The organism is Candidatus Kuenenia sp. (genome assembly GCF_039794105.1).
GTDB lineage: Bacteria > Planctomycetota > Brocadiia > Brocadiales > Brocadiaceae > Kuenenia.
In genome coordinates this window covers 1-24303 of the sequence record NZ_JBDIWA010000040.1, presented here as the reverse complement: position 1 = coordinate 24303, position 24303 = coordinate 1, and the positions used below count along the sequence as shown (strand labels likewise).

The window sequence follows — 24303 nt, the reverse complement described above, 5'->3', positions numbered from 1 at the left end:
TTCTGCACCGATCCCTTTCAAAGTTCGAGGAGCATTAATTGAACACATTAAATATTGTATAAATATTTTATGTATAAAATTCTAATTCACAATTCAAGCGGTAACACTCTTCCCATTCCCCTTTCTACTTCTAATCTCAATCCCCTCATTCATATTCCATAATCAAGGCCTGATCCCGCTCCCCCTATAACCCTACAACTCCATAAGGGTGTGAGTTAGTGGGTTGTTTTATACACCATGTGAACTATTACACATTGCAGAAAGAGTGACGTTTTGGAAGGGGAAGTGTTTTTTGATATACGTAAACTCATCAGACGTATAAGTGCTGGCGATGATTTTTTTAAAAACTACATTATTGCTTATTGCCTATGAATAACCATGCAAAAGCGCGAGCGTACGTTGTCTATCAACCCAAAAGCATACACCCATTTGTATACACCCAAAATAGGGTATTTACAGAGGTATTATTTTGAATATACTAGGCGGGCACCCACTCATTGGATGAATTTAAGAGCACTATGGATTTCCAAACAGACAAAATGTCTGCCGGTATTGAGGCTTTTACAGAAAATCTAAAAGATACAACAGAGATGTTGACCGTTATATTTTCCGGATTACCACAAAAACTGGATGAAAATTTCAATTTTATCAAAAATAAAATGAAAGAACTTGAAGAATTTGATCATCAAATAAAGACAACGTTTCAGGATGGCATCAATCAATTCAAAAATTCATTTGATCTGCTTGCTGATAAAGTTAAGTTATTGGGAGTATCTCAGGACTTGACACTAAGTGTGACAAAAGAACTGGGTGCTTTTAATCAACTGGTAAAAGGGATGCAGGAAACACATGGTAAGACGATTGACTTGTTAAACAACCTGAAAGGTCCATTCGAGTTCAAGCTCGTTTCTAAAATCCTGGATGCAAAGTAGATAAATGTATAGTACTTAAAAGAGATCTTTTAATAGTATCTAATAAGATCGTTATGGCAATAGAAAAGTGTACCAGATGGCAAAGGAGCGAAAGACCAGATAACGATGCTCCCTGAATTGCTTAAGAAACCGCTTCAAGGTCATCTGCGAGAGGTCAAGGATATCCACGAGAAAGACCTTGCCTAAGGGCGGGGGCGGGTGCAAATGCCAGACGCCTTGGATCGCAAGTATCCCAACGCGCCCACCGATTGGCGCTGGCAATGGGTCTTCCCACAGGAAGACAGATGGAAGAACACGAAAACCACGGAAGAAGGGCGGCATCACATGTATGAATCCATTATGCAACGAGCTGCCAAAGAGGCTGTAACAGCATCCGGAATTACGAAAAAAGCAAGTTGTCACACCTTTTGCCATTCCTTCGCCACCCATCTTTTGGAATCAGGTTATGATATTAGGACTATTCAAGAATTGCTGGGACACAAGGATGTTAAAACTACTATGATTTACACGCATGTGCTGAATTACGGTCCAAAAGGAGTGCGAAGTCCAATTGATGAACCAAAAGCGGGGTCTTATACTGATCAGTCTAAGACACCTGTTTTTTATAACAATTCTGCGCAACATAATTGTTAAGCTCCAACAGCCATTCCCCGCTTTGCAATAACAAATTGCCGGAAAAACATCCACAACACCGAAGGAGATTAGAAATGGCTAAAGTAGCTGCGGTAGTGTTCCTAGCCCTTCTGATCCCAGTTACCGCCTCTGCACAAAGCCCAGATTCAGCCGGCTCGAGCACTCGCAATGCCTCGTCTTTTGTGAGTGAGCGAACCATTCCGAGTGAGATGCCTTATGGACGCGTATATACCGGCGGGGGGGCCGATTTTGTAAGTGATGTAACCATTCCGGATGGGACAGTGATGAGTACTGGTCAGAGCTTTACCAAGACCTGGAAGATAAGGAACAGCGGGCCTACAAGCTGGACCGGCTACAGCCTGGCCTTTGTAGGTGGCAACCAAATGGGTGCGCCTGACTTTGTTTCGGTTCCGGTCACACCACCGGGAGCGACTGTAGATATAAGTGTCCCGATGACGGCGCCGAAGGATGCGGGCAGCCACCTGGGTAACTGGCAAATGCGCACTGCCAATGGAGAATTCTTCGGAGAGGAGGTCTTTGTCCTTATCCAGGTTACATCTTCTACCTACGAAGGACGCGCGTTAGAGGACTGGGAAGCAGACCTTCAAGCGCATTCACCTGCCATTCGCGAGAAGGCTCTCGAAGCACTTAGTCGCTTCGGTCCAAGGGCAACATCTGCTCTCATCAAGACCTTTCAAAGCGATCCTGACGAAAAGGTTCGGGCGATGGCCCTCGGAGCCTTGGCGGACATCAATCCGCCAAGCAATGACGCGGTTCGAGTACTCTTGGCGGCGGCCACTGACCCTACTCCTTCGGTTAGCACGATCGCGGCTATGATTATCCAGGAAGCGCTTCCGTCGCGAATCGGTCCAGAAACGGTGACTGTCCTCGTCGAGGCAATGCACGACGCCAATGCGATACGACGCCAACTTGCGATCCAGTTGCTCGCTCATCTTGGTCCTACGGCCAAAGAGGCAGCGTCAACTTTGCGCGAGCTGGCAGACCATGACCCTGAACCCCGAGTACGCAACGTTGCAAACGAAGCTCTCAAACTGATCGAGCGGCTCGGCGTGGTGTCAGAAGATAAATATAGTAGTCCGCGAAACTGGTTTAGCGTTCAGGTGCCGAAATCATCTAACTGGGCCAACGTACCATTCTCCATCATGGATACAAGTGTGAATCAGCCAAAAGGAAATAACTATGATCTCGTCACCTTTGAGGTCAAAGATTTTGGGGAAGTTCTCATCGCCAGCGTACGTGACATTCCAGACGACGTGCTTGACAAGATGAAACGGGATAATAAACGAACGATACTGTCGAATCTTGCCAATAAGGCGCTTTCTGATTGGCGAGATTTTCCAATAAAATCAAAAGTAGTTGATGAGACATATGTGAGTACACCGCACGGAAAATCGCTCCTTCGCGTTTATAAGGCAGAAAAAGCCTCGTTACTTGTACGCGCCTCTGGACACAGACCCACTGCATCGGACACTTTTGATACCTTAATCGCTGTAATTGTGGCAAAACAGAAAAATCACTATATCTATGCGATAGCTGAAAATGACGCTGAAAGTAATGGCGCAGACAAGAACAAAGACGCACTGAAGCGGACGGTGCAGTCATTTTTTGCAAGCGTAGATGTGCATCGTTAATTGGTAATAACAAAATACTGCGCTGCGGATAATGGGGCCATGGTAACACGGTATAACGGGGTCGGACCAGGATAAGTTATCGCTGCACAAAGAGATAACCTCTAAAGGGGTGTCTTTTTTATCCTTAAATGCCTATTTTTAGTACAGAAAAGAGTTGTTTCGGTAATTTTTGTTATGGCACGTGCAAATAGACATTATATCCCAAATTATGTTTGGCATATTACTCATAGATGCCATAAAAAAGAATTTCTTTTAAAATTTCTGAAAGATCGTAAGCGTTGGATGTACTGGCTGTTTGAAGCTAAAAAGAGATTTGGATTAAGGATATTAAACTATACTGTCACATCAAATCATATTCATCTGTTGGTTATTGACAATGGTCGTGAGGTTCTTCCGAAGAGTATCCAATTGGTAGCAGGGAGAACTGCACAGGAGTATAATCAAATAAAAAAGCGTAATGAGTGGATATAATGAGATACAAAACTCACCGGATAGATACACCTTAATAGACATAAAAGGCTTGATTGAATTATGTGGGTTATCCAACAAGGAACAACTGAGGCATGAATATAAACAATGGGTAGAAGCTGCCATTAATGATAATGGCCTCAGGAGAGAGTCCTGTTGGACAGCAAGTATCCCAGTAGGGAGTAGGCGATTTGTAGAAGATACGAAGGTTAAGTTAGGTTTAAAAGCCCATGGACGCAAGGTAGAGGAGAGTAACGATAAGTTTGTACTTAAAGAACCGATTGTTCCTTACAATGCACATTTAAGTGACAAAAAAGATCTTCTAAGGCATGAAAACATGTATTGTTGTGAGGGAAACATAGTTAACGCAACAGGTTAGCTTGGGCCGACCCGATACCCTTATCCATTTTCCACCAGGGATAAGCAAGTGGAATAGGATAGAACACCGCATGTTTAGCCACATTAGTTAAGCCATTGACAAGTCATGAGGTCATTGTGAACTTGATTTCCAGCACAACAACGAGGTGGGGCTTAAAGATAAAAGCAGAACTCGACACGCGTAGTTACAAAAAAGGGATTAAAGTGGCAGACGCTGAACTCGAAAAGGTCAATCTGAAAAGGGCAGATTTTCATGGTGAGTGGAATTATACAATCATGCCCAAAGTGAATTATCAGTCAGAGGTAAAATAATTATTTGTACGAGTTATTTATGGACAGCTCCTTAGGGAGCGACCAAAAATAACATTGCATTATATAGTACCAATAGTATCGTTGCAGTATCTTTGTGTATATCACAGGAGCAGCCATGATAATTAGTTAAATTAATAAAAAAATACCAAATTATTTTTGGACAGTGCCTTAGGAGGGAATCGGGCAGCAATGCCCGTGACCTATCCGGTGCTGCTACTCATGATCTCAAGAAAGAGGATAAAAAAATGTCGAAAAGAAAAACCCTTTTATTTAAACCGTTGCAACCCCTGTCTTGCGCGTTTATGGTAATTGCTATTTTAACCACAATAACAGGATGTACTTTTGATCCATCGGGAGAAACATTTGACCCGCCACTGGCGGAATTGACTGACAGTGGTAGGACACTCATCTTTGAAGATGAAGGAAATATTGCTGTATTTCATGGTTTTGGATGCGCAGAATCGAATAAGTCAGGTAAAGAGGATTTTTTAAGAGTTCAAGAAAGTATGGACCTTCCCGACTATGCAACCGCTGCCACTGTATTTCTTAACGGCTGGGAGTTGAAATATCTAAACAGTGACCATCATATAAGAGGACTTGGAACTGGTATTGCTAAGATTGAGATAGCGGATAGGAAATTGAATTGGGAAGCTGGGGGCGTGCTTGCAGATAGAAATTTCGATGACGGATATAGTTGGTGTTACTACTATACAATTATCGCGTGGAATGAGGCCCAAATTGACGCACTCATTGATCAGAATGACGGCGACGAACTCATAGATCTGGTTGCTGTGAGCAACACGAAACAAAACAATACGACTGCTCTCAAGATGCTACCTCGCTTCGTTCACAATACTGACTTCACGTCTCGGGAGCCAATTGCTGTATTACCACGGGGATATGGTTTCGAATGGAGGGGTGGTATCTATTATGGTAGAGACCACCACTTGCTGCAACTTGCGTACAATTTAGATTACAGTGAAATATTCATTCAATATGAGAAAAATTATTTGGGTTCTGACGAGCCTTCTTTGCCAACCCCTGCCAGTTATGTAGATTCCGGTTTTGTAAGTTGGGACACGAAAACCATTTTCAAAGATAATAGTCTCCGGCGAGATTATGGCGTTGGCGAAATCGTTTCGGTACTAGGTGGCAGTGATATAGGCATTTTACAACCGCCTTTTACTCTCCTTCCTCGAGAAGACGTTGGGTGGTTTACCGGCTGCATAGGCGAGGCAGGCGTTGGTGTGAAAACGAAAGATTATGTAGTCGAAAATATACCGTTTGAGTATGCAGTGCCAATGCTAACAGGCTGGGAATTAACTTATCCTTGTGATGACGAGCATGTCGCAAGAATTGGAATTTGGATAACTGAATTCCAGTATGACAAATCCACAGATGAACCTACCGGCACCTTACGCTACACGATATCTTCGATCTTGCAAGATAAAGACGGCAGTCCTGGACATATATCCAACCATAGAGTAAGCATACTTGGACTGAAGCCTGTCGTTGGCACTGGCGAACCAACAGCCGTGATTCTTAGTCCTCAGCAAAACGATTCATTTGCTCCCGGCACAATGGTAACGCTACAAGGTGAAGGTATCGACCCTGAAGATGGTACGCTGTCTGGTTCAGATTTGATGTGGTTTTCAGACAGAGATGGTTTTCTTGGCTCAGGTGCTTCTCTTCAGATCGTTCTCAGTGGGCCGGTGGTACCCTGTGACCCCGAATTTGTCTCTCACACCATTACTTTGCGAGTGACGGACAGTGATGGGCATCAATCTACACAACAGATTGTTATTAGTGTTGGTAGGATTTGTTGAACAAGAAAGGGGTCACATCTTTAATATTTAATATTGACTCCATGAAATCAAAGGGAGAAAATGGAGGGACACTTCCCATATTTCTTTACTGCCTAACAAAGCGCTCCACATGAAATGAGAGTTGATTCCACTTTGTACGTGATGGCTACATTAAGCTATCGAATACGCGCCGGGTTGATTCTCGGAGGCATATCTATTTACTCGAAAGAAAGGACATTAGTCATAGCACACAACGAAATCGAAGGAAACGTGATCAGTGAAGTTTGGCGAGCACAAGAGACGGCTAAGGGAGGACTTGGGGTCGCATCTTAAATATTAAGCCAGGTTGGATAATGTACGAAACCCAACATTCTTTGAATGCCACGAACGGTTATCGTTGGGTTTCGCTTTGCTCAACCCAACCTATTCTTAACGCTTGTAAAATATCGCAAATGGTTGTCGCTGGATTTCACCTTGTCCTACTCCACCTTATGAAATTGGCAGGAAAACAATGCAATATCGCAGGTCAAAAACACGGGGGGGGTAACCTTCTTTTTTACGGTTGTGACATATCGGAGGAACAATATTTTGTAGAGGCTTGCGTGTCAAACCCTCATAATTCAACATTTGACATTCTTTTTTATTGTTGTTATTTTTTACTTGCAACTCAATTTATAAAAAAATAATTAAACTATGTTTTTTCTGACATATAAAAAAGGAGACTAATATGACAACACAATGAAGTTTTGCTTCAACAATTGAGAGGGAAGAAAAGATATGTGATTTAGCACAACAGGAGTTGAAAAACAGGTGTAGGATTTTTGAAAACAAATACAATCTTTCTTCTGATGAATTTTATAAACTTTTTCAAGAAGGAAAGATGGGTGACGAAGAAGACTTCTTTGAGTGGAAGGCGCTGATTGAAGGAATGAAAGAATGGGCATACACAAAAGAAAACCTAAAAGGATTAATTAAGTGATAGATGCACATCCTGATAAAATAGAGAAAATAATAAAAGACGACCTTCTGGTAATTTTCTCCGATTTTCAAAGAATTTGTACAAGCCGGAACACCGCATATATCAAGGTAAAACAAGGTTTATTGACAATTCTTCTTTGAGTATTTTCCACCACGTTCTAAACGAGAATGGTCTGTTAAAATTTGATTATAGATTTCATTATATGGACTCTGAAAACACGATGATATTTCGCTATAATAACGCTCCCCATTATCCGGAAGTTAAATCGTTTCCCCATCACAAGCATACCTTTTCAGAAATAGAAGAATACGCAATGCCAAATATCAGAAATATTCTTTCGGAAATTCACCATCATATTATTAAAGGACTGTTATCAATATTGCCAGGTTGAGGCACGAAATCCAACGTTCTTTGAATACCACTAACGATTTATGTTTGGCATTAATGCGGGGCATTCCTGATTTTTTGTAACTTCTGCCATGTTTTAAAGCCTGAGGGGTCAAATCTTTATTATTGACAAAGAATTTATTTATTCAACAATGTTGTAGTGGCAAGACCATTACGAATACAATACGAATCTGTTTGTTGCGGCATTGGCCGGGATCGTTGGCTTGCTGAGAGTGCAGGTCTGGTCGCGGTGACGTATGGGCAATGGTATAAGGTCTCGAATCGCAAAGGCGCAGCGGGCTTCTTCATCATCGGTATCGCCATCCGCGCAGGGTTCGCGGGATGCATCATAGGATTGGTCGCCCCATTACCGAAATCAGCTCATTCCTTCAATCAGCGCGGGAGCATTCCCGATTTTTTGTAAATATAGTCAAAAAAAATAAGGTACTGTAACGTAATTAAATCTATTATCATTATCAAAATTACGTATAATGTACTAATTTTATGATAAAATGATAAAATGATAAATAAAATGCGCTTTGACAAAATATCAATATTTAATTTAAAAGGAGATGTGTTGTGAAGGTATTAGAGGCTGAATTGCCGGATAAGCTTTATGAACAAATTAAATTACTTATAGATGCTGGCTGGTTTCAAGACGAAAAGTCCGTTATTACAGAAGCCTTGCGTCGTTTTCTTGAAACACATAAACCGGAACTTATGGAAAAATTCATAAAAGAAGATATTGGATGGGGACTGCGTGGAAAGGACTGATTATACAACCATCCGGAACGTTATACTCGATGCAGGCCCAATAATTCACCTCGAAGAGATTGACAGCCTTCATCTTTTAATGGATTTTAAAAGTCTAATAATTCCCGATACGGTATGGCGTGAGGTAGAGTATCACAAGCCGACTGTTTTCAAGCATAAAGACGTTAATTTTGAAAAAGTTAGTGTTGTATTAGACGATGATATACTCTCCGTTTGTAGGTTATTTTGTCTTGATTCTGGAGAATTAGAGGCAATAGCCTTATGTTCTCAATATTCTGATTCTATTCTCCTAACAGATGACGCATCTGCAAGGCTTGTAGCTAAAACTCTTGGAATAAGGGCTTACGGTACTATCGGTGTATTATTAAGAGGAGACTTGGGGTCGCATCTTAAATATTAAGCCAGGTTGGATAATGTACGAAACCCAACATTCTTTGAATGCCACTAACGGTTGATATTTGGCATTGGGTGCATTCCTGATTTTTTGTAACTTCTGCCATGTTTTAATGAAACGTTGCCGTAGAGGAATGACAGGGAAAAAATATATAAATCTAAGGAAAACAAGAATCACAGGTAATTAAAAACCCTGATCTTTGTGGATTTCCTGCTTTCTTTAGATGCTAAGGAAGGAGGGCAGGCAGGAACGACAGGAAGGGGGGGAAGATACAGAGGAATGCTTTGGAATCGCACCTTGATTAAATCGCTGTCAGGGGTCTTTCTTTTGATGTAGCGAGTTTCACAGGTTAGGCAGGTTAGGCAGGAATAATTTGCAGTTACTAAAGATGGGAGATAAATATGAAACCAGTCAATAAGTCAAGAAAAACACCTACAGCAAAAAACGCTAAGCCATTAAAGGCATCTGAGGTTAAAATATAGAAAATAATAAAAAAATACCGGCTTGAAGATGCAGAAAAACAGGAAGAAGAAGACTTGGAATATTGGTCTTCGGCTTCGACTTCTTAAAAGACTGAAATGGCTTATTCTCTCTGGGAAGAATGTTGTTGGATACAAAAAGGAGTAAATATTAATGCACAAAGACTTCGACGAGTTCTTGAAATTATTAAAGCACCACAAAGTTAGATACGTAATAGTCGGTGGTTATGCCTTAAGCGCACACTTATTGCCAAGAGCTACTAAGGATTTGGACATTCTTATAGAAGCATCCGAAAATAATGCAATGAAGGTAGTTGAAGCCCTTAGGGAAGTGTCCCTATATTAATTATGCGCCGATATCATTTACAAAAGAAAGAACGAGAAATAAAGGAGTTTGATGAAATACTCGATATTATAAAGAAGGGAAAATACATCACCATAGCAATGTGCAGGGAAAACGAGCCTTACATCGTCACCTTAAGCTATGGTTTTGATCAAACAAAAAACGCTTTTTATCTACACAGCGCATTAAAAGGATTAAAATACGACTTTCTAAGAGAAAATAGCAATGTATGCGCAACAATAATAGATGATAAAGGTTATATCATAAATGAATGTGCGCATGCATATCGTTCACTTGTAATATGGGGAAAAATGTGTTTGGTTGAAGAGAGTGATGAAAAGGTCTATGGCATGGACATACTTCTTGCACATCTGGAAAATACCCCAGAACAGATTAAAAAAGGGGCATTATCTAACATCCATGTGTATAAAACATTTGGAATATTTAGAATAGACGTCGTCGAAATGATAGGGAAAAGCGGCAGGTAGCAATTATTTGGGGAATTTTAAATTATGAATTTTGAATTATAAACCGTTGCAATCAATCTAAAATTCAAAATCTCAAGTTCCACAAGTGGCTGTGAGAATAGAAAGATATATCACCTCAAAATTACAACGTCTGATAATGTATATTATGTTGTGTTTATAATGGATTTAAGTCAAAACTGCGTTCTTATGGCATATTCGCACCTATTTAAACAGATTCCACTTACTTTGTCTTTTTCTGCGTTTTGTTTGTCTGTTTTGTTTCTATCCTTTTTGCTTTGCGCAATTCACGCAATGCAAGATAGAATTGCCTTTCCAGAGATGATTCATACTTTATTATTTCGCTCATCTTATCTTTTTCTTCAACAATTTTTAATGCCTTTAATTGTTGCAATTCATTTTTTGTTCTCTTCTTAGATGTGAAAAATCCCTGTTCATATTCCTGAATCCCGGAAGAGGCATGTTCAATAATCTGCTTCTCTATATTTAGACACCTTTTCATCCGCCATATACTAGAAACTATCCTGTCAGCGAAAAACGACTCAATTTCGTTTGAAGGCTTAAACTCCTTGTCTATAATAGCTCTCAAATCATTAAGGTCGGCAACGTTTTCTCCTTCGATTAATATTTCATCGCTAAATATATATTTTCTAATTACAGTGCTTTTAGGTGCGGAGTCTTTTTCTGTAACTTCTTTTACAACAGTTTTTGCGGAGTCTTGTTCTTTTTCTATAACTTCTTTTACAACAGTTTTTGTAGTTGGTTTTTTAATGATAGTATCCATAATCTTTTCCACTTTACCTTTACTGCCATTCTTCCTACTTTTTTCCTGCAAAACGTTTTCTTTTAATATTGCCGACATAAATCATCCTCCAAGGTAAAAATTAGTATCTATTTTACGTAATAGCATGCCAATACGAAAGATACACACATACAGGAAGTAATATCTCATATTTGCTATTAATATTCAATAAATATTTTATCCCCTAATGCATATATGGTCATAACTTATTATCTTTCGCCAATATAAAAAATATGTATTATGCGTTGCCGGTTCTTGATTTACTGATGCACTACGGTTACTATAATATAGTCTGTAATCTGGTTTTAATAATCATGGTCGTGGGAATCGTAACTTGATACGGATGCGTCTGACTAAGGGCGTTTACATTTTACTGGGAAAATGGTTTTTTTATGGAGGGGCATGTGAAAAAAAAGGTTGTATTTAGCATATCACTGGGGGATCAGGATAATATTCCCGTACAGATGAAGAACAAATTATTAGATAAATTTAATGAATTTGACATTGAACCGGCTGATATAGGTTGGAATTTTGGAATAACAGACGCCTCAGACCTGGGATTGACAAAATATTTTACAAAAATAACTTACCAGACCGAGGGTAAAGATAGCGATGATACGGAGGTATACACAAAAAAATTGCATGAAATACTTGAAAAAACATTTACGGCTCTCAATCCGGATTTAAAAATTCAAAGTTATGAAATACAGGATTGAACAAACAAGGTTCGCAGTTTTTGATTTATCAAATTGATACAGGGCAAACATTACATAAAAAAACCCTGACAGGGTTTGGAACCCTGTCAGGGTTAATATGCAAAATACTATCAGGCTTATTTATTGAAGTTTTTAAAGACCCAATCAATGTTGCTATTTCCTCTTTTCACATTTTTCATCATCACAATATTTGCATGGATCCTTTTTAAATGCAGCCGCACACTCCTCGCAACAGAGTGTAATTGATTTTTCCTCGCACTTTACAACAACCGCTTTTCCCGCTTCGTTTGTTTTACCGCAAACAGCACACTTTGCATTAGTAATATCCGCGGCTGATGCTTGTTTTGTTCCGCAACAACTTGATGCAAGTGCCATATTTACCGTACTATAAGTAACTAAAGTAAATACAATCGCCAATACTCCACAAATTAATCCAATACGCTTCACAAATTTGCTCCTTTCTTAAACGTGACATGTATAAAAATTACAATAAACGATTAACCTTTCTGTAAATAAACCCACAAACAATTATATAATACAATAAATTTGCTGAAAATGTTTCAACATTTTAAAAAGGCCGCATTTTACCTAAAAAAATCATACGATAAAATGGTTGAGGAATTCTCTTGTTCGACTGTTTTGCGGATTACAAAAAATCATTTCAGGGCTTCCGGACTCGACAATCTTCCCTTTTTCCAAAAAAATTACCTGCCGGGAAATGCTTTTTGCAAAACGCATTTCATGAGTCGCAATGACCGTTGTCATTCCTTCCGATACCAATTCCCTTATGACTGCAAGGACGTCATCTGTCATTTCGGGGTCTAACGAGGATGTAGGTTCATCAAAAAGCATTGCTTCGGGCTTCATGGTAAGGGCGCGCGCAATTGCAACGCGCTGCTGCTCCCCACCCGATAACTGGCCTGGGTAGCTCTTTGCTTTTTTCTCCATACAAACCCTCTGAAGCATGCCCATTGCCCTCGATTCGGCTTCAGAATGGTTAATCCCCAAAACATGTACAGACGCAACCATTACATTATGCAAAACGGTCATGTGCGGAAAGAGATTAAACTGTTGAAAAACCATTCCGATTTTTCTGCGTATATCTTTTATTACACCATTGTTTTTTTCATAGCGGTAATCATGTTCGAGCGTGCCGTATATGGTAAGCTCGTCAACGGAAATTTTCCCCTTTTGAAAACATTCAAGTCCGTTGATACAACGTAATAGAGTGCTTTTCCCGCTTCCCGAAGGGCCTATGACCGAGACAATATCCCCTTTTGCAATATCAAGATGAAAGTCTGTGAAAAGAGGCTCGTGGTCGTATTGTTTTGTAAGGTCACGAATTTTAATCATTTAAAATAGTAATGGTGTAGGGGCGAAGCATTTGCATTTTCGGGCATGAAGGCATGTATGCCAGTTATCGCAAATGCTTCGCCCCTACGGTTTCAAAAAACTAAAGGGTAAGTAAGTCAATCTCTTTTTATTGGCCTAATGTTTCACCACGACAGGCGTTTAGTCTTTTCTCCAGCCTTCTGGAGTAAAGAGAAAGCGGATAACTCATCCCAAAGTACAACAAAGCGGTAATAATCCCCAGTTGAAAAAATTTCATAGAAGACGCCGCAAGTATGCTATAACTCTTAGTAAGCTCTACCAATGCAATTACCGAAACCAAAGAAGAATCTTTAAATAACGATATAAAATCGTTCGTAATCGGAGGCAATGTAATCCTCAATGCTTGTGGAAAAATAATTTTTTCAAATGTTAACCGCCTCGACATGCCCAATGAAAAGGCCGCCTCTGTTTGGCCTTTCGGGATTGCCTGTATGCCCGCGCGGTAAATTTCCGCTTCATACGCCGCATAATTCATCCCCAGCCCTAAAATGGCTGCGGTGAATGCCGACATGGTGATACCGATGTTGGGAAGCCCGTAATATAAAATATAGAGTTGTATCAGGAGTGGTGTTCCGCGATATATCTCTATATATGCAGTAGAAATTTTTCTAATCCATGTATTGCCGTACAACCGCATGACTGCCAATACAATTCCCAAAGAAACTGCAAGCATCATAGATAAAACCGAAATGCCAATGGTAACTAACGCCCCTTTTAATAACGTTGGTACGAAGGTGGTTACTATTAAAGGAATACGTTCTTCAGGTGATGGCGGATTTTCAGCATATTTTTGCAATAATCCCTCATGCAAATAAAGCTTTTCCTGCGCCGCATTCCAGAGTCCCCATTTCTGGCATATTTTTTTTATTTCACCCGTCCTTAAAAGTTTTTCAATGACACGGTTTAGGTCTTCCACTAACGCAGCATCTTCTTTCCGTACGGCAATGCCATAATATCCCTCCCCTACCGGCCCCCCTACCAATCTCAATTGGGGATTTGGCTTCGCGTAATAGGAAGCAACAGGTAAGTCCACAAAAACGGCGTCCAGGCGGTTATCCAGTAAATCCCTAAATGGTTCTACCTGTCCGCTGTATATTTTTACGGTCACGTCCCCCATTTTTTCAAGCATTTGTTTTGCAACGGTATTGTACAGTGTTCCTACCCGTTTACCGTGAAGATCTTCAAATGTATTGATTTTGAAATCAGAGGCACGGACAACAATTTGTTCGCTAAAAACAAAATATGGACGTGAGAATAGCACGGAGTGCTGCCGTTCGGGTGTAATTTCGATACCATTCAATGCAATATCGAAATCGCCGCGTTGGAGAGACATGAGGATGCTATCCCATTCATTCTGAAAGTAATGTAGTTTTACCCCAAGTTCTTTTGCAATTGCCTCTGCAATTTCTACTTCAAAGCCGATATATTTTTTCGGATGCCTCTGATCTGAAAATACATAAGGAGCCCCCCCATCCGCATCAAAACCCCACGTTAATACGCCGGTCTGTCTGATCTTTTCCAGCGTATCCTGTCCGGCGCAAGCAATATTGTACGGATGGAGTATTGCTAACAGTAGAATTGATATAACCGAAAGTGTGAAAAAGTGTCGTTTCATAAATTTTTATATATTCTTTCCTATAGAAAATGCCTTGCCAAGGCAGTTTCCAATACCGTAATATGCACGTGTTTCAGGGGCATATATCATAGGCCGGATCTTTTCAATATCAGGCACACCGTCATTGTTTAAGACGGATTCTTCCGCCTTAACATCCATAATCTCGCCGATAAATTGCGTGTGCAATCCTATTTCAACGGTGTGAAGCAGTTTACACTCCAAAATAACCGGAAATTCATTTATATACGGTGCGTCAACAAACTCTCCCCTCACGGGAGTAAGTCCGGCAGCAGAAAATTTATCCACATCCTTGCCGGTAACAACGCCAAAATAGTCCGCCTGCTTTGCATATTTTTCAGACGGAATATTAATCGTATACGCCTGCCTTTCAACAATACAATTATACGAATATGTTGCCTTTCTCAGTGAGACGGCAACGCATGGCGGACTCGAACAGCATATGCCGCCCCATGCTACGTTCATTGCGTTTGGTTTGCCTTCTTTATCATAGGAACAAACAATAAATACGGGGGTCGGGTATGCAATAGTTTTTGCGCCTAAGGATTTTTTCATTATTACACCTTTCTATAATAGCAAATAACAACCGAAGTATTTTTCCCGAAAAATTAAATTGTCACTATTTTTGTCGCAGTGTAAGGGCGAAGTATTTGCCCGTTTGGGTATGAACGCATTTATGACAATTTACAGCAAATGCTTCGCCCCTACTTTTTCATTCGTAGGTTGTATACCGAACGATATCATCTTCACCTACATAACTCCCAATCTGCACTTCTATAATTTTTGCAATTTTGTCTGTAGGGTTGTGTATTCTGTGTTTGGCATTCTGAGGAACAAAGACGCTTTCATTTTTCTGTATTTGCTTTTTTGTATTGCCTATATATATATCAATTTTCCCCTCAACAACATTCCAATGTTCGCTCCTGTATTTATGTTTTTGCAGCGAAAGAGTTTTTTGGGGATACACGCCGATTTCTTTTACCTTGTAGTTGTCTTGCTCATGCAACACCGTATAGTACCCCCACGGCCTGTATACTGTGTTGCCGGTCTTTGTGTGTTGTAGTCCTTTTTTATTTATCGCCGATACGAGATCTTTTACATTATCCGAACAACCCCTTTTAACGATCAGTAAAGAATCCGCAGCATCAATCGCCATTACATCATTCACACCTAAAAAACAAACAAGCCTGTTGTCCGAATATGCAAAGCAATTCTTTGAATCAAAAAATTCAGCATCACCGATGGTAAAATTTCCCTTTCCATTGGTATAAAACTGTAAATAACTATCCCAGCTTCCCAAATCCGACCACTTAAGGTTAAATTTGATCAATGCCGCATTTTTTGTTTTTTGCATAATCCCGTAATCAATAGAATCTGCCACAATGTTTTCAAAATTCCTGCAGAATTCCTCATACGTATATTGGTAATTTTTGTAGATTGACGGTGAACATGCTGCGAGTTCTCCCAGGAATGTTTTTTTATTAAAACAAAATATCCCGGAATTCCACAACCCCCCCTTTTTAATGAGTAATTTGGCTTTTTGAACCGAAGGCTTTTCTACAAATGTATCAACCAAATATCCCGCACCGAATTTTTTTTTCAGGAGAATATATCCGTATCCTTCCTTGGGAAATGTAGGTTTCACCCCAAATACAACAATTTTATCCCGTTCTGTAAGTGTTTCCGCCTGCCGTACGCATTTTTCAAAATCGTTCACCGGTTCAATTATATGATCGGACGGCAATACACATATAAGTTCGTTTTCATTTAAAATAGTTCTACTCTCAATATATTTTAACGAGAGCATTATGGCCGGGAGGGTGTTTTTGGGAACAGGTTCTAAAATAATATTTTCCTTTAACAAATTCTTGATTGCATTTTTTACTCCAGGCAATAATTGAATCTGATTCAAAACGGTAAACCTATAACTTTCATGGGAAACGATAAAAATGTCTTTAGGGGAAAAACATGGCAAAAGCCTTTCTATCGTTAGCTGAAATAACGACAATCCATCCTTAAATTCAACAAATTGTTTCGGGTGGTCTTCTCTGGACAAGGGCCATAGTCTGGTTCCTTTTCCTCCCGCAAGAATGATTGCCTTTCCGCCTATTTTATCTGTGACAATAGCAGTCTTTGTTTTTTTGTTCATCTTGTCGTTATTTCTAAAAAAATTCTGACTACTGTATTATTTATATTTTACCATAGGTAAGTTTGCATATACTCTGAATACGGCATCTGCGAGTTTGTCCGGATCATGGCGAAGCAGATCCTGTTTTTCCCAGAGGATACGTTTTTTATCAAAATCTTCTACCAAATCCGCTTTTTTTATGTTTATGTTTAATCCGTCCACACCATCGTCAAATTCCGCCAATTCAGCCCCTTCTTTTTTGTACCGGTCAAGAATCTCTTTTTTGGGAATTTTGTCATTAACAATCACATAATCAACCATGCCATCAACAAGATAGTTATTAATTGCCCGAATATGATCCGATACTTTATATTTATCCGTTTGCCCTGGTTGTGTAACGATATTACAAACATAAATTTTTACTGCGTTGCTGTTACAAATAGCGGTGCGTATTCCGGATACCAGCAGGTTTGTTATAAGGCTTGTGTACAAACTGCCGGGACCGATAACAACAATGTCCGCATTTAGAATTTCTTCAACGGCTTCCGGTAATGGTTCGACATTTTCATCTTTTAAAAACACTCTTTTGATAGGAGACTTTCCCACGGCACGGACATTAAACTCTTCTTCAACATAAGCCCCATCTTCCAATTCTGCGCATATGTGTGTATCATTAAGCGTTGAGGGCAGCACCTTTCCTCTTATATTTAAAATCTTGCTTGCCTTTTTTATCGCCAGATCGAAGCTGCCGGTAATGTCAGTTAAAGCGGCCATTAATAAATTTCCCAGGCTCATGCCATTTAACGAACCCTTGTTGAATCTGTATTGAAAAAGCTGGTATAATTCCTGTTCCTGTTCTTCGGTTTCCGACAAAGCTATGAGGCAATTTCTTGCGTCGCCCGGGGGGAGAATGCCAAACTCTTCCCTTAAAATCCCGGAGCTTCTTCCTGAATCAGTAACGGTAACCATCGCGGAGAGGTGTTTGCTGTATGTCTTGGCGCCTTCAAGCATAATCGGCAGACCGGTTCCGCCGCCAATTGCGACAATCTTGAGGTTATCAGGGGTCTTGCCGCTATTGTAAAGTTGAAGAATCGTAGGAATCTGAAAGATGCGTTTTATTTTATAGTCCGGTTTATCGCATTCATGTATTGGTTGTTCCAGTTTAAATCTTCCATGTAACATCTGTATCGTAATCAATCCGAGAGACTTCGCAGCCCTTAATTCATTCCGCGTCCTGTCGCCTACCATAACCGCTTCGTTTGGATTTAAATTATGTCTTTTGAGACAATCAAGTATGCAGTCTTCCATAAGCATACCAATTTCCTGGTCATTAATGATAATTTCAGTAAAATATGATTTCAGACCAAGTATTTTGACCTTGTTTTCCTGCCTTTCATGCACTCCCACGGTAAGCAAAAACAGTTTGAATTCTCTTTTCTTTAAATCTTTGAGGGTGGGAATTACATCAGGAAAGGGGACGATCCCGGAAAGCTCGCTGCTATTGTATGCACGATACGCAATATTGATAAATTTTTTGTTTGCGCGAAATTTTTTTACAATTTCGTTAAACACGGGATGGTAAGGGCCATGTCTGGTGATAAGTTCCTTTTGTAATTGATATGCATTCTCTTCCGTAGTGGGAAGTCCTGCCTCAACCATTGCTTTTGCCGCCCGTTTCCTGGAAGCGTCGATTAACAGATTTGTACAGTCGTACAAAGTATCGTCTAAATCAAAAAATATCGCCTTTATTTTCATAAAATATCCTTCCTCATAAATATCTATTATAACGAAGTGATCCTGTTATTTATAGTACTTAGTTTTTAATAAAAGAGTTAAATCAGGTGGCCTTTGGCAGCGACTATATTCTGTTATTGACGTTAATGTAGAGACGCATTGCATGCGTCTGGAAACTGCTACGCGTAAAGAAAATGTTGACAAAAGAGAACCTATTGGCATAACAGAGAGACGCATGCAATGCGTCTCTACAAAAATATTGAAATTCCTATGCAATTGAAGAGATTCGTTGAGTTTTTTTTATGTTTTGAACGCGTAGTTTATTTACCAACAAGTGTGCTTGCCGAACCGGTTCAGGAATGCGATACCCCCTGCATACCTTTAAAACAAACTGCGTTGCAAAAGAAAGGCTTGTCTTGTGCCCGACAGAAACAAAAATAGGATTTGTATTTAATTTTGTTCTCAATGCGACTCCTACCGTTTTATCTTTATAAATGAGGTTGGAGTATGCGCCTACTGCATTTTCAACAGCAGAATAATCACCTACCAGACAGCTTTTTGCACAACCAATGGCCGGTTTGTCTAAGATAAGGCCTAAATGCGATGCCAGACCTAAAAACCGGGGATGCGCTATTCCTTGTCCATCAAAAAGAATTATATCTGGTTCTGTTTTTAGTTTCTTAAATGATTTAAGAAGTACGGGTGCTTCTCTAAATGACAAAAGGCCGGGTATATATGGAAACCTGGCCTTTTCAATAACGGTTGCTTCTTCAATCTTTTCAAGATTTTTATTACACCTAAAGACAATTACTGCAGCAAATACAAGATCGCTATATTTATCGTATGAAACATCGGCGCCCGCTACCGTGCATATTTTACCGTGATCTTTTTTCAAAATTAATGCATTGCTCAACTCTCTCTGGATTTGAACAGCTTTCGCATAATTTTTAGTCCACGGATGTATTTTTTTTATATGCATTTAAAATGTATTTATAAAAATACCTAAAGCGGGTTAGTAACCTGAACCCATAGTTTATTTGGCTAATAGCGCCATGAAATGCAAGGTTAGCATTCACAGTCTTTATCATTTGTCATTACAATCTGCTAATATCAGCGCCTCTTTCGCTTCGCGGGGTAGTTTGACAAGAATAAAATAGGACTGTGGGTAAAGATAGTCTTCGCCGGATTCATCAATAACTCTAATAAATCCTTCCTTTTCGGCATCGCCGTCAGGGAGGATTTGGTAAATCTTGCGTATTTCCAAATCCTCACAATCTTTATTTCCTATACAAAGCGCAAATGTCAGATTTCCCTTTTTTCTTTCCATAATTTTTAATCCAAAAACTATTTGATTTTCAGGTGAAATTACTGATTTTGAGAGGATACAATAAATTGTTTTCCAAGGTAACAATTTTTGCTGTCACGGAGCTGCTAATTCCTCTGCCTTTGGCAGATCCTTAATGTTTTTTAAGCCGAAATGTTCAAGAAATTTCTTTGTAGTGCCGTATAATAAAGGGTGTCCAAGAGATTCGTCCCTGCCAACTACCTTCACAAGGTCCTTTTCCATTAGTAGTCTTATAATTTGACCTGATTGAACGCCGCGGATAGATTCAACATCAGCCCGCAATACAGGCTGTTTGTATGCAATGATTGCGAGTGTTTCCAGTGAAGCCTGAGAAAGTTTTGTTTCAGACGATTTTTTACGCAGTTTTGATATCCATTCGTGATACTCAGGCAGCGTATATAGTTGGAAGCCTCCGGCAATTTCTTCAATCTGGAATGCCCTCCCCTGTTGATTATATTCGTTTTGCAACAAATCAATGGCTTCCTTTATGAGGGCGGAGTCAACGTCGTCGATAATGTTGCATATTTTTTTGCTGGAAAGAGGCTCTTCCGCAGAAAACAGCAACGCTTCAACAATGGGTTTTATTTCTTCAATGTTTTTCATGGTGGGAAAAATATCGTATCAATTCCTGCTTAATGAATCACTTGATTTGCCAGGTATGTTCCTGCAATTCAAGTTTGATTTTTTCGATTGCATTTTGTACCGCTTTTACTGCGGCATTTGTAGAGATAGTCGCTCCCGTGATTGCCGTAATTTTTTCTTTATCCGCAACTTTGGAAACTACCAGTTGATTATATGTTTTATCCTTAAATTGTTCCTGAAACCATGGACGCAGTTCCGTTGCCGCTCCATTCCCGGAATTATTGCCTTCTTTTCCCTGATGCATGTTAAATTCAGGCAATTGCTGGATTTTCCCATGGCCAAGCCCTGAAGTTTTCCCGAAAAAACTCATTAAAACGCTCAATAATGTATCAGCGCTTTCCTTTTCTACCATTTTCGTGCCGAGGCCAGGTGTTTCCCGCTGTGAGATGATATCGATTCCTAGAATTTTTTCAAGATTTGAATCGATCCCCACCATTACATTTATTTTGCTTGAGTATCCCTGCGCTTCACCGCTTGCGGCATATCCTATCAATTCCCCTTCACTGTTTACGCCCTTGTATATTTTATCCTGATTTTTTGCAGTTGGCGGGGTAATTTCTTCCGGTGTTTCATCAATGCCGGGAAGCACCGTAAAAAGCGCTCTGGTGCGAACCTCCAACTCTTTTTCCCTTATTTTTTCTTTCGTAGTCAGGTATGTTGTGGAAACACCAATTGATGCCAGAAGAGTAACAATCGTTAGAATTACCGGGTATTGAACTTTTTTTTTCATGTTCTATTTTTTTATTTTTGAACCATACAGGCGTGGTTTTGTAAATCGGTCAATAAGGGGAGTCGCAGTATTCATGATCAGAATTGAATAACAAACGCCCTCAGGATAACCTGAATAAAACCGGATTAAAATAGTTAATAACCCCGCCCCAACAGAAAAAATTAACATCCCTTTTTTTGTAAGGGGAGTGGTTACCATGTCTGTCGCCATAAAAAATGCGCCCAAAAAGAGGCCACCGGCAAATAAATGGTAAAAAGGGTTATTTGCCCATGGGGTAATTGTGCGGGGAGGCAGAAAAATCGACACGACAAAAACGGTCAAAAGATACGTAACAGGCACGTACCATTTTATACATTTTTTATACAGAAGGTATAGTCCCCCTGCGAGCAGCGCAATCGCGGAGGTCTCTCCAATACAACCCGGCACACTACCAATCAACAACTGGTAAAAATTATATAATTCCGCCCCGGATTCCTTTGCAAGAGGGGTTGCCCTGGTTACCGCATCCAGAAGCAGGCCGTTGTCCCCCGTACTGGTAATGTTTTTCAATACATTCATTGCGCCCGGATCTGAAAAGAAACGCCAATCTGAATTTACCGAAACAGGATATGCCACCTGCAAAAAAGCGCGTGCAGCAAGTGCGGGATTCCATATATTATTCCCTAAGCCGCCAAAAGAGTGTTTGACTACAGCAATCGCAAAAAACGATCCTACCACAGACACATACCACGGAGCGCCTGGAGGCAATGTGTAAGCAAGCAAGATGGCGGTAACAATGGCGCTGCCATCCTTAATCATTACAAAAGCAGGCTGCTTTTTCATAAGTGAAATGACAATTTCCGTGACGAGAGCAGTAAGGCAACATAAACCAATAACAAAGAGAATATAATAACCAAAAACAAAGATGGCAGCGAATCCTGCCGGAAGTAAAGATAGAACGACAGTCCACATGATATGAGGAATGTTATCACTGTCCCTAATATGAGGTGAAGCGCTGACAATTAAAGGAATTCCGCTTTGAGTATTGTTTGCCATAGTTTTTACTTTACGACGATTATTTTTACGTTACACGATAGAAACGAATGCTATTTCTTTGCTTTTTGTTTAGCAATAAGGGCCTTTGCAAATTTAATGTGATGCACAATAGGCCGTTTTGCAGGGCAAATGTAAGTGCAACAGCCGCATTCTTTGCATTCAAGAACATTATTCTCCAACGCAAGGGAAATGTTCATGGATTCCCCCATAATACTTAACTCGCTTGGGTTGAGTCCGTATGGGCAACTGACGATACACCGCCCGCAGCGTATACATGCATGAGATTCATAATGCGGCTGGTTTTTCAGGACAAGAATTCCTCCCGTCCCCTTAATCGTCACGGCGTTATCGATGCTCCCCTGCGCAATGCCCATCATTGGACCCCCAAAGATAATCTTATTGAGGCCAACAGAGGTTCCGGTTATTTCTAATAAATCCCGGACTGGTGTTCCGATGCGGACGCGCAAATTTTGAGGTTTATTGACTCCATTCCCCGTTACCGTAATTATTCTTTCGATCAAAGGACGCTTATATTTCACTGCATTATTGATTGCAAACGCCGTTGCAACATTTATAACGACAGCGCCTGCCTCCATGGGGAGTTGAGTAGGTTTGAATTCACGACGTAATAAAGCTTTGATAAGTTGGTGTTCTGCACCCTGAGGGTATTTTACTTCCAATAAATCTATTTTAATGGAAGGGCCTCCAGCCAGGGTATTTTTAAATAATTCGTAGACGTCTTTTTTATTCGCTTCAATGCCGATATGCGCTTTTTTGCAACCAATGCATTTCATAACAAGCCGCAATCCCTCAAGGACTTCATTTGCATTGTTGCGCATAACGTAATGATCGCAGGTAAGATATGGTTCGCATTCCGCCCCGTTCATCACGATAGTGTCTATCGTTTTATCTTTTGGGGGAGTAAGTTTTACGTGCGTGGGGAATGTTGCGCCGCCAAGTCCTACAATACCGGCGGAGAAAACCCTTTGTCTGATCTCTTCCGGTGTGATGTTTTCAGTATCCTGTTCAACGTTTAACGTCTCAGCCCATTCTTCCTCGCCGGAATTCTCGATAACAACCGCCTGAGACTTTGCGCCGGAAACAGGATGCGGATATGGCGATACATCAACGACCTTGCCGCAAATGGAAGCATGTATGTTGGAGGAAACAAACCCATGCGCCTCGCCAATTAACTGACCGATTTTTACCTGATCCCCTTTGTTGACAATTGGTTTTGCCGGCGCGCCAATGTGTTGATTCATAAACAGATATACTTTTTTTGGAATCGGGGTGCAAATCTCGCTTATTTCAGAAGTAAGCGCTTTCCCATCCTCTTTGGGATGTATCCCCCCTGTAAAAGTATTCAGTTTTGATTTCATTAATGCATGCATTTAGGTATATTTCGATTTAGAAATTTCCACTTACAACTTACAGCAAGCCGCCTGCACCGGAATTTTCCGTACGGTTCGTTCGGCATTGGGTAGTTATGAAAAAGGCTCTTATAATTTAACTTTCAATTCTGCAAAATCAAATGAGAAAATGGAAAAATCTATATTACAGATATTCTGAAGTAATTATTCGTAACACTTTAGTTTTTTGAAAAATTCCAATAATCGCGATATAGGGGCGAAGCATTTGCTTTAAATTGTCATAAATGCGTTCATACCCAAACGGGCAAATGCTTCGCCCCTACTTTTTCAAAAAACTAAAGTGTTACAATTATTCCAAAAGGTTGCGCCGGAGTATTATTGATAAAAGTTAATAATAAAAGCTTGCACTTTAGGTAGAAAGACGCTTTGAGAGGAGTGATATACTGCCCGGATAGGTAACTACAGAGGATATTTATTTTTATACATGGCGGGTTCAGGTTTGCAACCTGAACCAAACGTTTTATACTTTCAATCCAGCCTTCTATTAGGAGAACAAATGACAAATAAATTCCAGCTTCCAAACAGGGATTTTGGGATTTGGGCATTGGAATTTTACCGCAGTACATTGCCCCATTATACGCATAAACGCATAGGTTCAGGTTGCAAACCAATGTCATTAAGTTAAGAAATTGGTTTATAAGGGAAAGCAAATATTTTTTTGCGTGGTTGAATATTTCTTGGAAATTTTCTTCCAT

25 protein-coding genes and 2 pseudogenes are annotated in these 24303 nt (G+C 40.1%); 13 read left to right on the top strand and 14 right to left on the bottom strand.

Features of this window, described 5'->3' with window-relative positions:
- The first annotated feature begins 497 nt into the window (after nucleotides 1-497).
- The 12 genes and pseudogenes from ABJL82_RS14685 (at nucleotide 498) to ABJL82_RS14630 (ending at nucleotide 10024) form a co-directional block, all read left to right on the top strand.
- The gene (locus ABJL82_RS14685) at nucleotides 498-932 is read left to right on the top strand and encodes a hypothetical protein (protein WP_347275452.1); all 435 of its coding nucleotides are present in this window, start codon (nucleotides 498-500) and stop codon (nucleotides 930-932) included.
- Between the two features lie 66 nt (nucleotides 933-998).
- Nucleotides 999-1565 (top strand): annotated as a pseudogene (locus tag ABJL82_RS14680) (tyrosine-type recombinase/integrase); the annotation flags it as partial.
- Between the two features lie 74 nt (nucleotides 1566-1639).
- Nucleotides 1640-3217 carry an NBR1-Ig-like domain-containing protein gene (locus ABJL82_RS14675; RefSeq protein ID WP_347275451.1) on the top strand — a complete coding sequence of 526 codons (1578 nt, stop codon included), beginning with the start codon at nucleotides 1640-1642 and terminating at the stop codon, nucleotides 3215-3217.
- 174 nt (nucleotides 3218-3391) lie between these two features.
- Nucleotides 3392-3688 (top strand): transposase, encoded by a 297-nt coding sequence (locus ABJL82_RS14670; protein ID WP_347275450.1) that lies wholly within the window; start codon nucleotides 3392-3394, stop codon nucleotides 3686-3688.
- Entirely contained in the window at nucleotides 3675-4064 is a 390-nt protein-coding gene (locus ABJL82_RS14665) for a hypothetical protein (protein ID WP_347275449.1), read from the top strand. Before ABJL82_RS14670 ends, ABJL82_RS14665 begins: the two co-directional genes overlap by 14 nt.
- A 16-nt stretch (nucleotides 4065-4080) precedes the next feature.
- A pseudogene (locus tag ABJL82_RS14660) lies at nucleotides 4081-4375 on the top strand (ISAzo13 family transposase); the annotation flags it as partial.
- 245 nt (nucleotides 4376-4620) lie between these two features.
- On the top strand, nucleotides 4621-6201 hold the full coding sequence (locus ABJL82_RS14655; protein ID WP_347275448.1) for a hypothetical protein: 1581 nt from the start codon (nucleotides 4621-4623) through the stop codon (nucleotides 6199-6201).
- Nucleotides 6202-7235: 1034 nt separating this feature from the next.
- Nucleotides 7236-7550 (top strand): DUF6516 family protein, encoded by a 315-nt coding sequence (locus ABJL82_RS14650; protein ID WP_347275447.1) that lies wholly within the window; start codon nucleotides 7236-7238, stop codon nucleotides 7548-7550.
- A gap of 575 nt (nucleotides 7551-8125) precedes the next feature.
- Nucleotides 8126-8320: a CopG family transcriptional regulator gene (locus ABJL82_RS14645; RefSeq protein WP_347275446.1), complete on the top strand. Its 195-nt coding sequence runs from the start codon at nucleotides 8126-8128 to the stop codon at nucleotides 8318-8320.
- The gene (locus ABJL82_RS14640) at nucleotides 8307-8720 is read left to right on the top strand and encodes a nucleic acid-binding protein (RefSeq protein ID WP_347275445.1); all 414 of its coding nucleotides are present in this window, start codon (nucleotides 8307-8309) and stop codon (nucleotides 8718-8720) included. Before ABJL82_RS14645 ends, ABJL82_RS14640 begins: the two co-directional genes overlap by 14 nt.
- Before the next feature lie 627 nt (nucleotides 8721-9347).
- Nucleotides 9348-9539 carry a hypothetical protein gene (locus tag ABJL82_RS14635; protein ID WP_347275444.1) on the top strand — a complete coding sequence of 64 codons (192 nt, stop codon included), beginning with the start codon at nucleotides 9348-9350 and terminating at the stop codon, nucleotides 9537-9539.
- A gap of 2 nt (nucleotides 9540-9541) precedes the next feature.
- A complete protein-coding gene (locus ABJL82_RS14630; protein WP_347275443.1) occupies nucleotides 9542-10024 on the top strand; it encodes a pyridoxamine 5'-phosphate oxidase family protein in 483 nt (160 codons plus the stop codon).
- 220 nt (nucleotides 10025-10244) lie between these two features.
- Here ABJL82_RS14630 and ABJL82_RS14625 read toward each other — a convergent pair whose 3' ends face one another.
- Nucleotides 10245-10883: a hypothetical protein gene (locus ABJL82_RS14625; protein ID WP_347275442.1), complete on the bottom strand. Its 639-nt coding sequence runs from the start codon at nucleotides 10881-10883 to the stop codon at nucleotides 10245-10247.
- Between the two features lie 344 nt (nucleotides 10884-11227).
- Between ABJL82_RS14625 and ABJL82_RS14620 the strand changes: the two genes are divergently transcribed.
- A complete protein-coding gene (locus ABJL82_RS14620; RefSeq protein WP_347275441.1) occupies nucleotides 11228-11539 on the top strand; it encodes a hypothetical protein in 312 nt (103 codons plus the stop codon).
- Nucleotides 11540-11692: 153 nt separating this feature from the next.
- Here the strand turns inward: ABJL82_RS14620 and ABJL82_RS14615 are convergent, their stop codons facing one another.
- The 13 genes from ABJL82_RS14615 to ABJL82_RS14555 all read right to left on the bottom strand — a co-directional run.
- Nucleotides 11693-11986, bottom strand: coding sequence for a hypothetical protein (locus ABJL82_RS14615; protein ID WP_347275440.1), 294 nt, complete (start codon nucleotides 11984-11986; stop codon nucleotides 11693-11695).
- 150 nt (nucleotides 11987-12136) lie between these two features.
- The gene (locus ABJL82_RS14610) at nucleotides 12137-12892 is read right to left on the bottom strand and encodes an amino acid ABC transporter ATP-binding protein (RefSeq protein ID WP_347275439.1); all 756 of its coding nucleotides are present in this window, start codon (nucleotides 12890-12892) and stop codon (nucleotides 12137-12139) included.
- A gap of 127 nt (nucleotides 12893-13019) precedes the next feature.
- Entirely contained in the window at nucleotides 13020-14546 is a 1527-nt protein-coding gene (locus ABJL82_RS14605) for an ABC transporter substrate-binding protein/permease (RefSeq protein ID WP_347275438.1), read from the bottom strand.
- A gap of 6 nt (nucleotides 14547-14552) precedes the next feature.
- A complete protein-coding gene (locus ABJL82_RS14600; protein ID WP_347275437.1) occupies nucleotides 14553-15119 on the bottom strand; it encodes a flavin reductase family protein in 567 nt (188 codons plus the stop codon).
- A 157-nt stretch (nucleotides 15120-15276) separates the two neighbouring features.
- Complete coding sequence (locus ABJL82_RS14595; RefSeq protein ID WP_347275436.1) at nucleotides 15277-16713, bottom strand: mannose-1-phosphate guanylyltransferase/mannose-6-phosphate isomerase; 1437 nt, start codon at nucleotides 16711-16713, stop codon at nucleotides 15277-15279.
- A gap of 36 nt (nucleotides 16714-16749) precedes the next feature.
- Nucleotides 16750-18447: a uridine diphosphate-N-acetylglucosamine-binding protein YvcK gene (gene yvcK, locus ABJL82_RS14590; RefSeq protein ID WP_347275435.1), complete on the bottom strand. Its 1698-nt coding sequence runs from the start codon at nucleotides 18445-18447 to the stop codon at nucleotides 16750-16752.
- A 247-nt stretch (nucleotides 18448-18694) separates the two neighbouring features.
- Complete coding sequence (nfi, locus tag ABJL82_RS14585; RefSeq protein WP_347275434.1) at nucleotides 18695-19405, bottom strand: deoxyribonuclease V; 711 nt, start codon at nucleotides 19403-19405, stop codon at nucleotides 18695-18697.
- 105 nt (nucleotides 19406-19510) lie between these two features.
- Nucleotides 19511-19753: a hypothetical protein gene (locus ABJL82_RS14580; protein WP_347275433.1), complete on the bottom strand. Its 243-nt coding sequence runs from the start codon at nucleotides 19751-19753 to the stop codon at nucleotides 19511-19513.
- Nucleotides 19754-19846: 93 nt separating this feature from the next.
- On the bottom strand, nucleotides 19847-20374 hold the full coding sequence (gene scpB / locus ABJL82_RS14575) for an SMC-Scp complex subunit ScpB (protein ID WP_347275432.1): 528 nt from the start codon (nucleotides 20372-20374) through the stop codon (nucleotides 19847-19849).
- Nucleotides 20375-20411: 37 nt separating this feature from the next.
- Nucleotides 20412-21143 (bottom strand): FMN-binding protein, encoded by a 732-nt coding sequence (locus tag ABJL82_RS14570; RefSeq protein WP_347275431.1) that lies wholly within the window; start codon nucleotides 21141-21143, stop codon nucleotides 20412-20414.
- A gap of 3 nt (nucleotides 21144-21146) precedes the next feature.
- Nucleotides 21147-22178, bottom strand: a complete 1032-nt coding sequence (locus ABJL82_RS14565) for an RnfABCDGE type electron transport complex subunit D (protein ID WP_347275430.1) — start codon at nucleotides 22176-22178, stop codon at nucleotides 21147-21149.
- Nucleotides 22179-22228: 50 nt separating this feature from the next.
- On the bottom strand, nucleotides 22229-23557 hold the full coding sequence (gene rsxC / locus ABJL82_RS14560) for an electron transport complex subunit RsxC (RefSeq protein WP_347275429.1): 1329 nt from the start codon (nucleotides 23555-23557) through the stop codon (nucleotides 22229-22231).
- A gap of 326 nt (nucleotides 23558-23883) precedes the next feature.
- The coding region (locus ABJL82_RS14555; RefSeq protein ID WP_347275428.1) for a hypothetical protein at nucleotides 23884-24303 on the bottom strand (420 nt) is incomplete at its 5' end.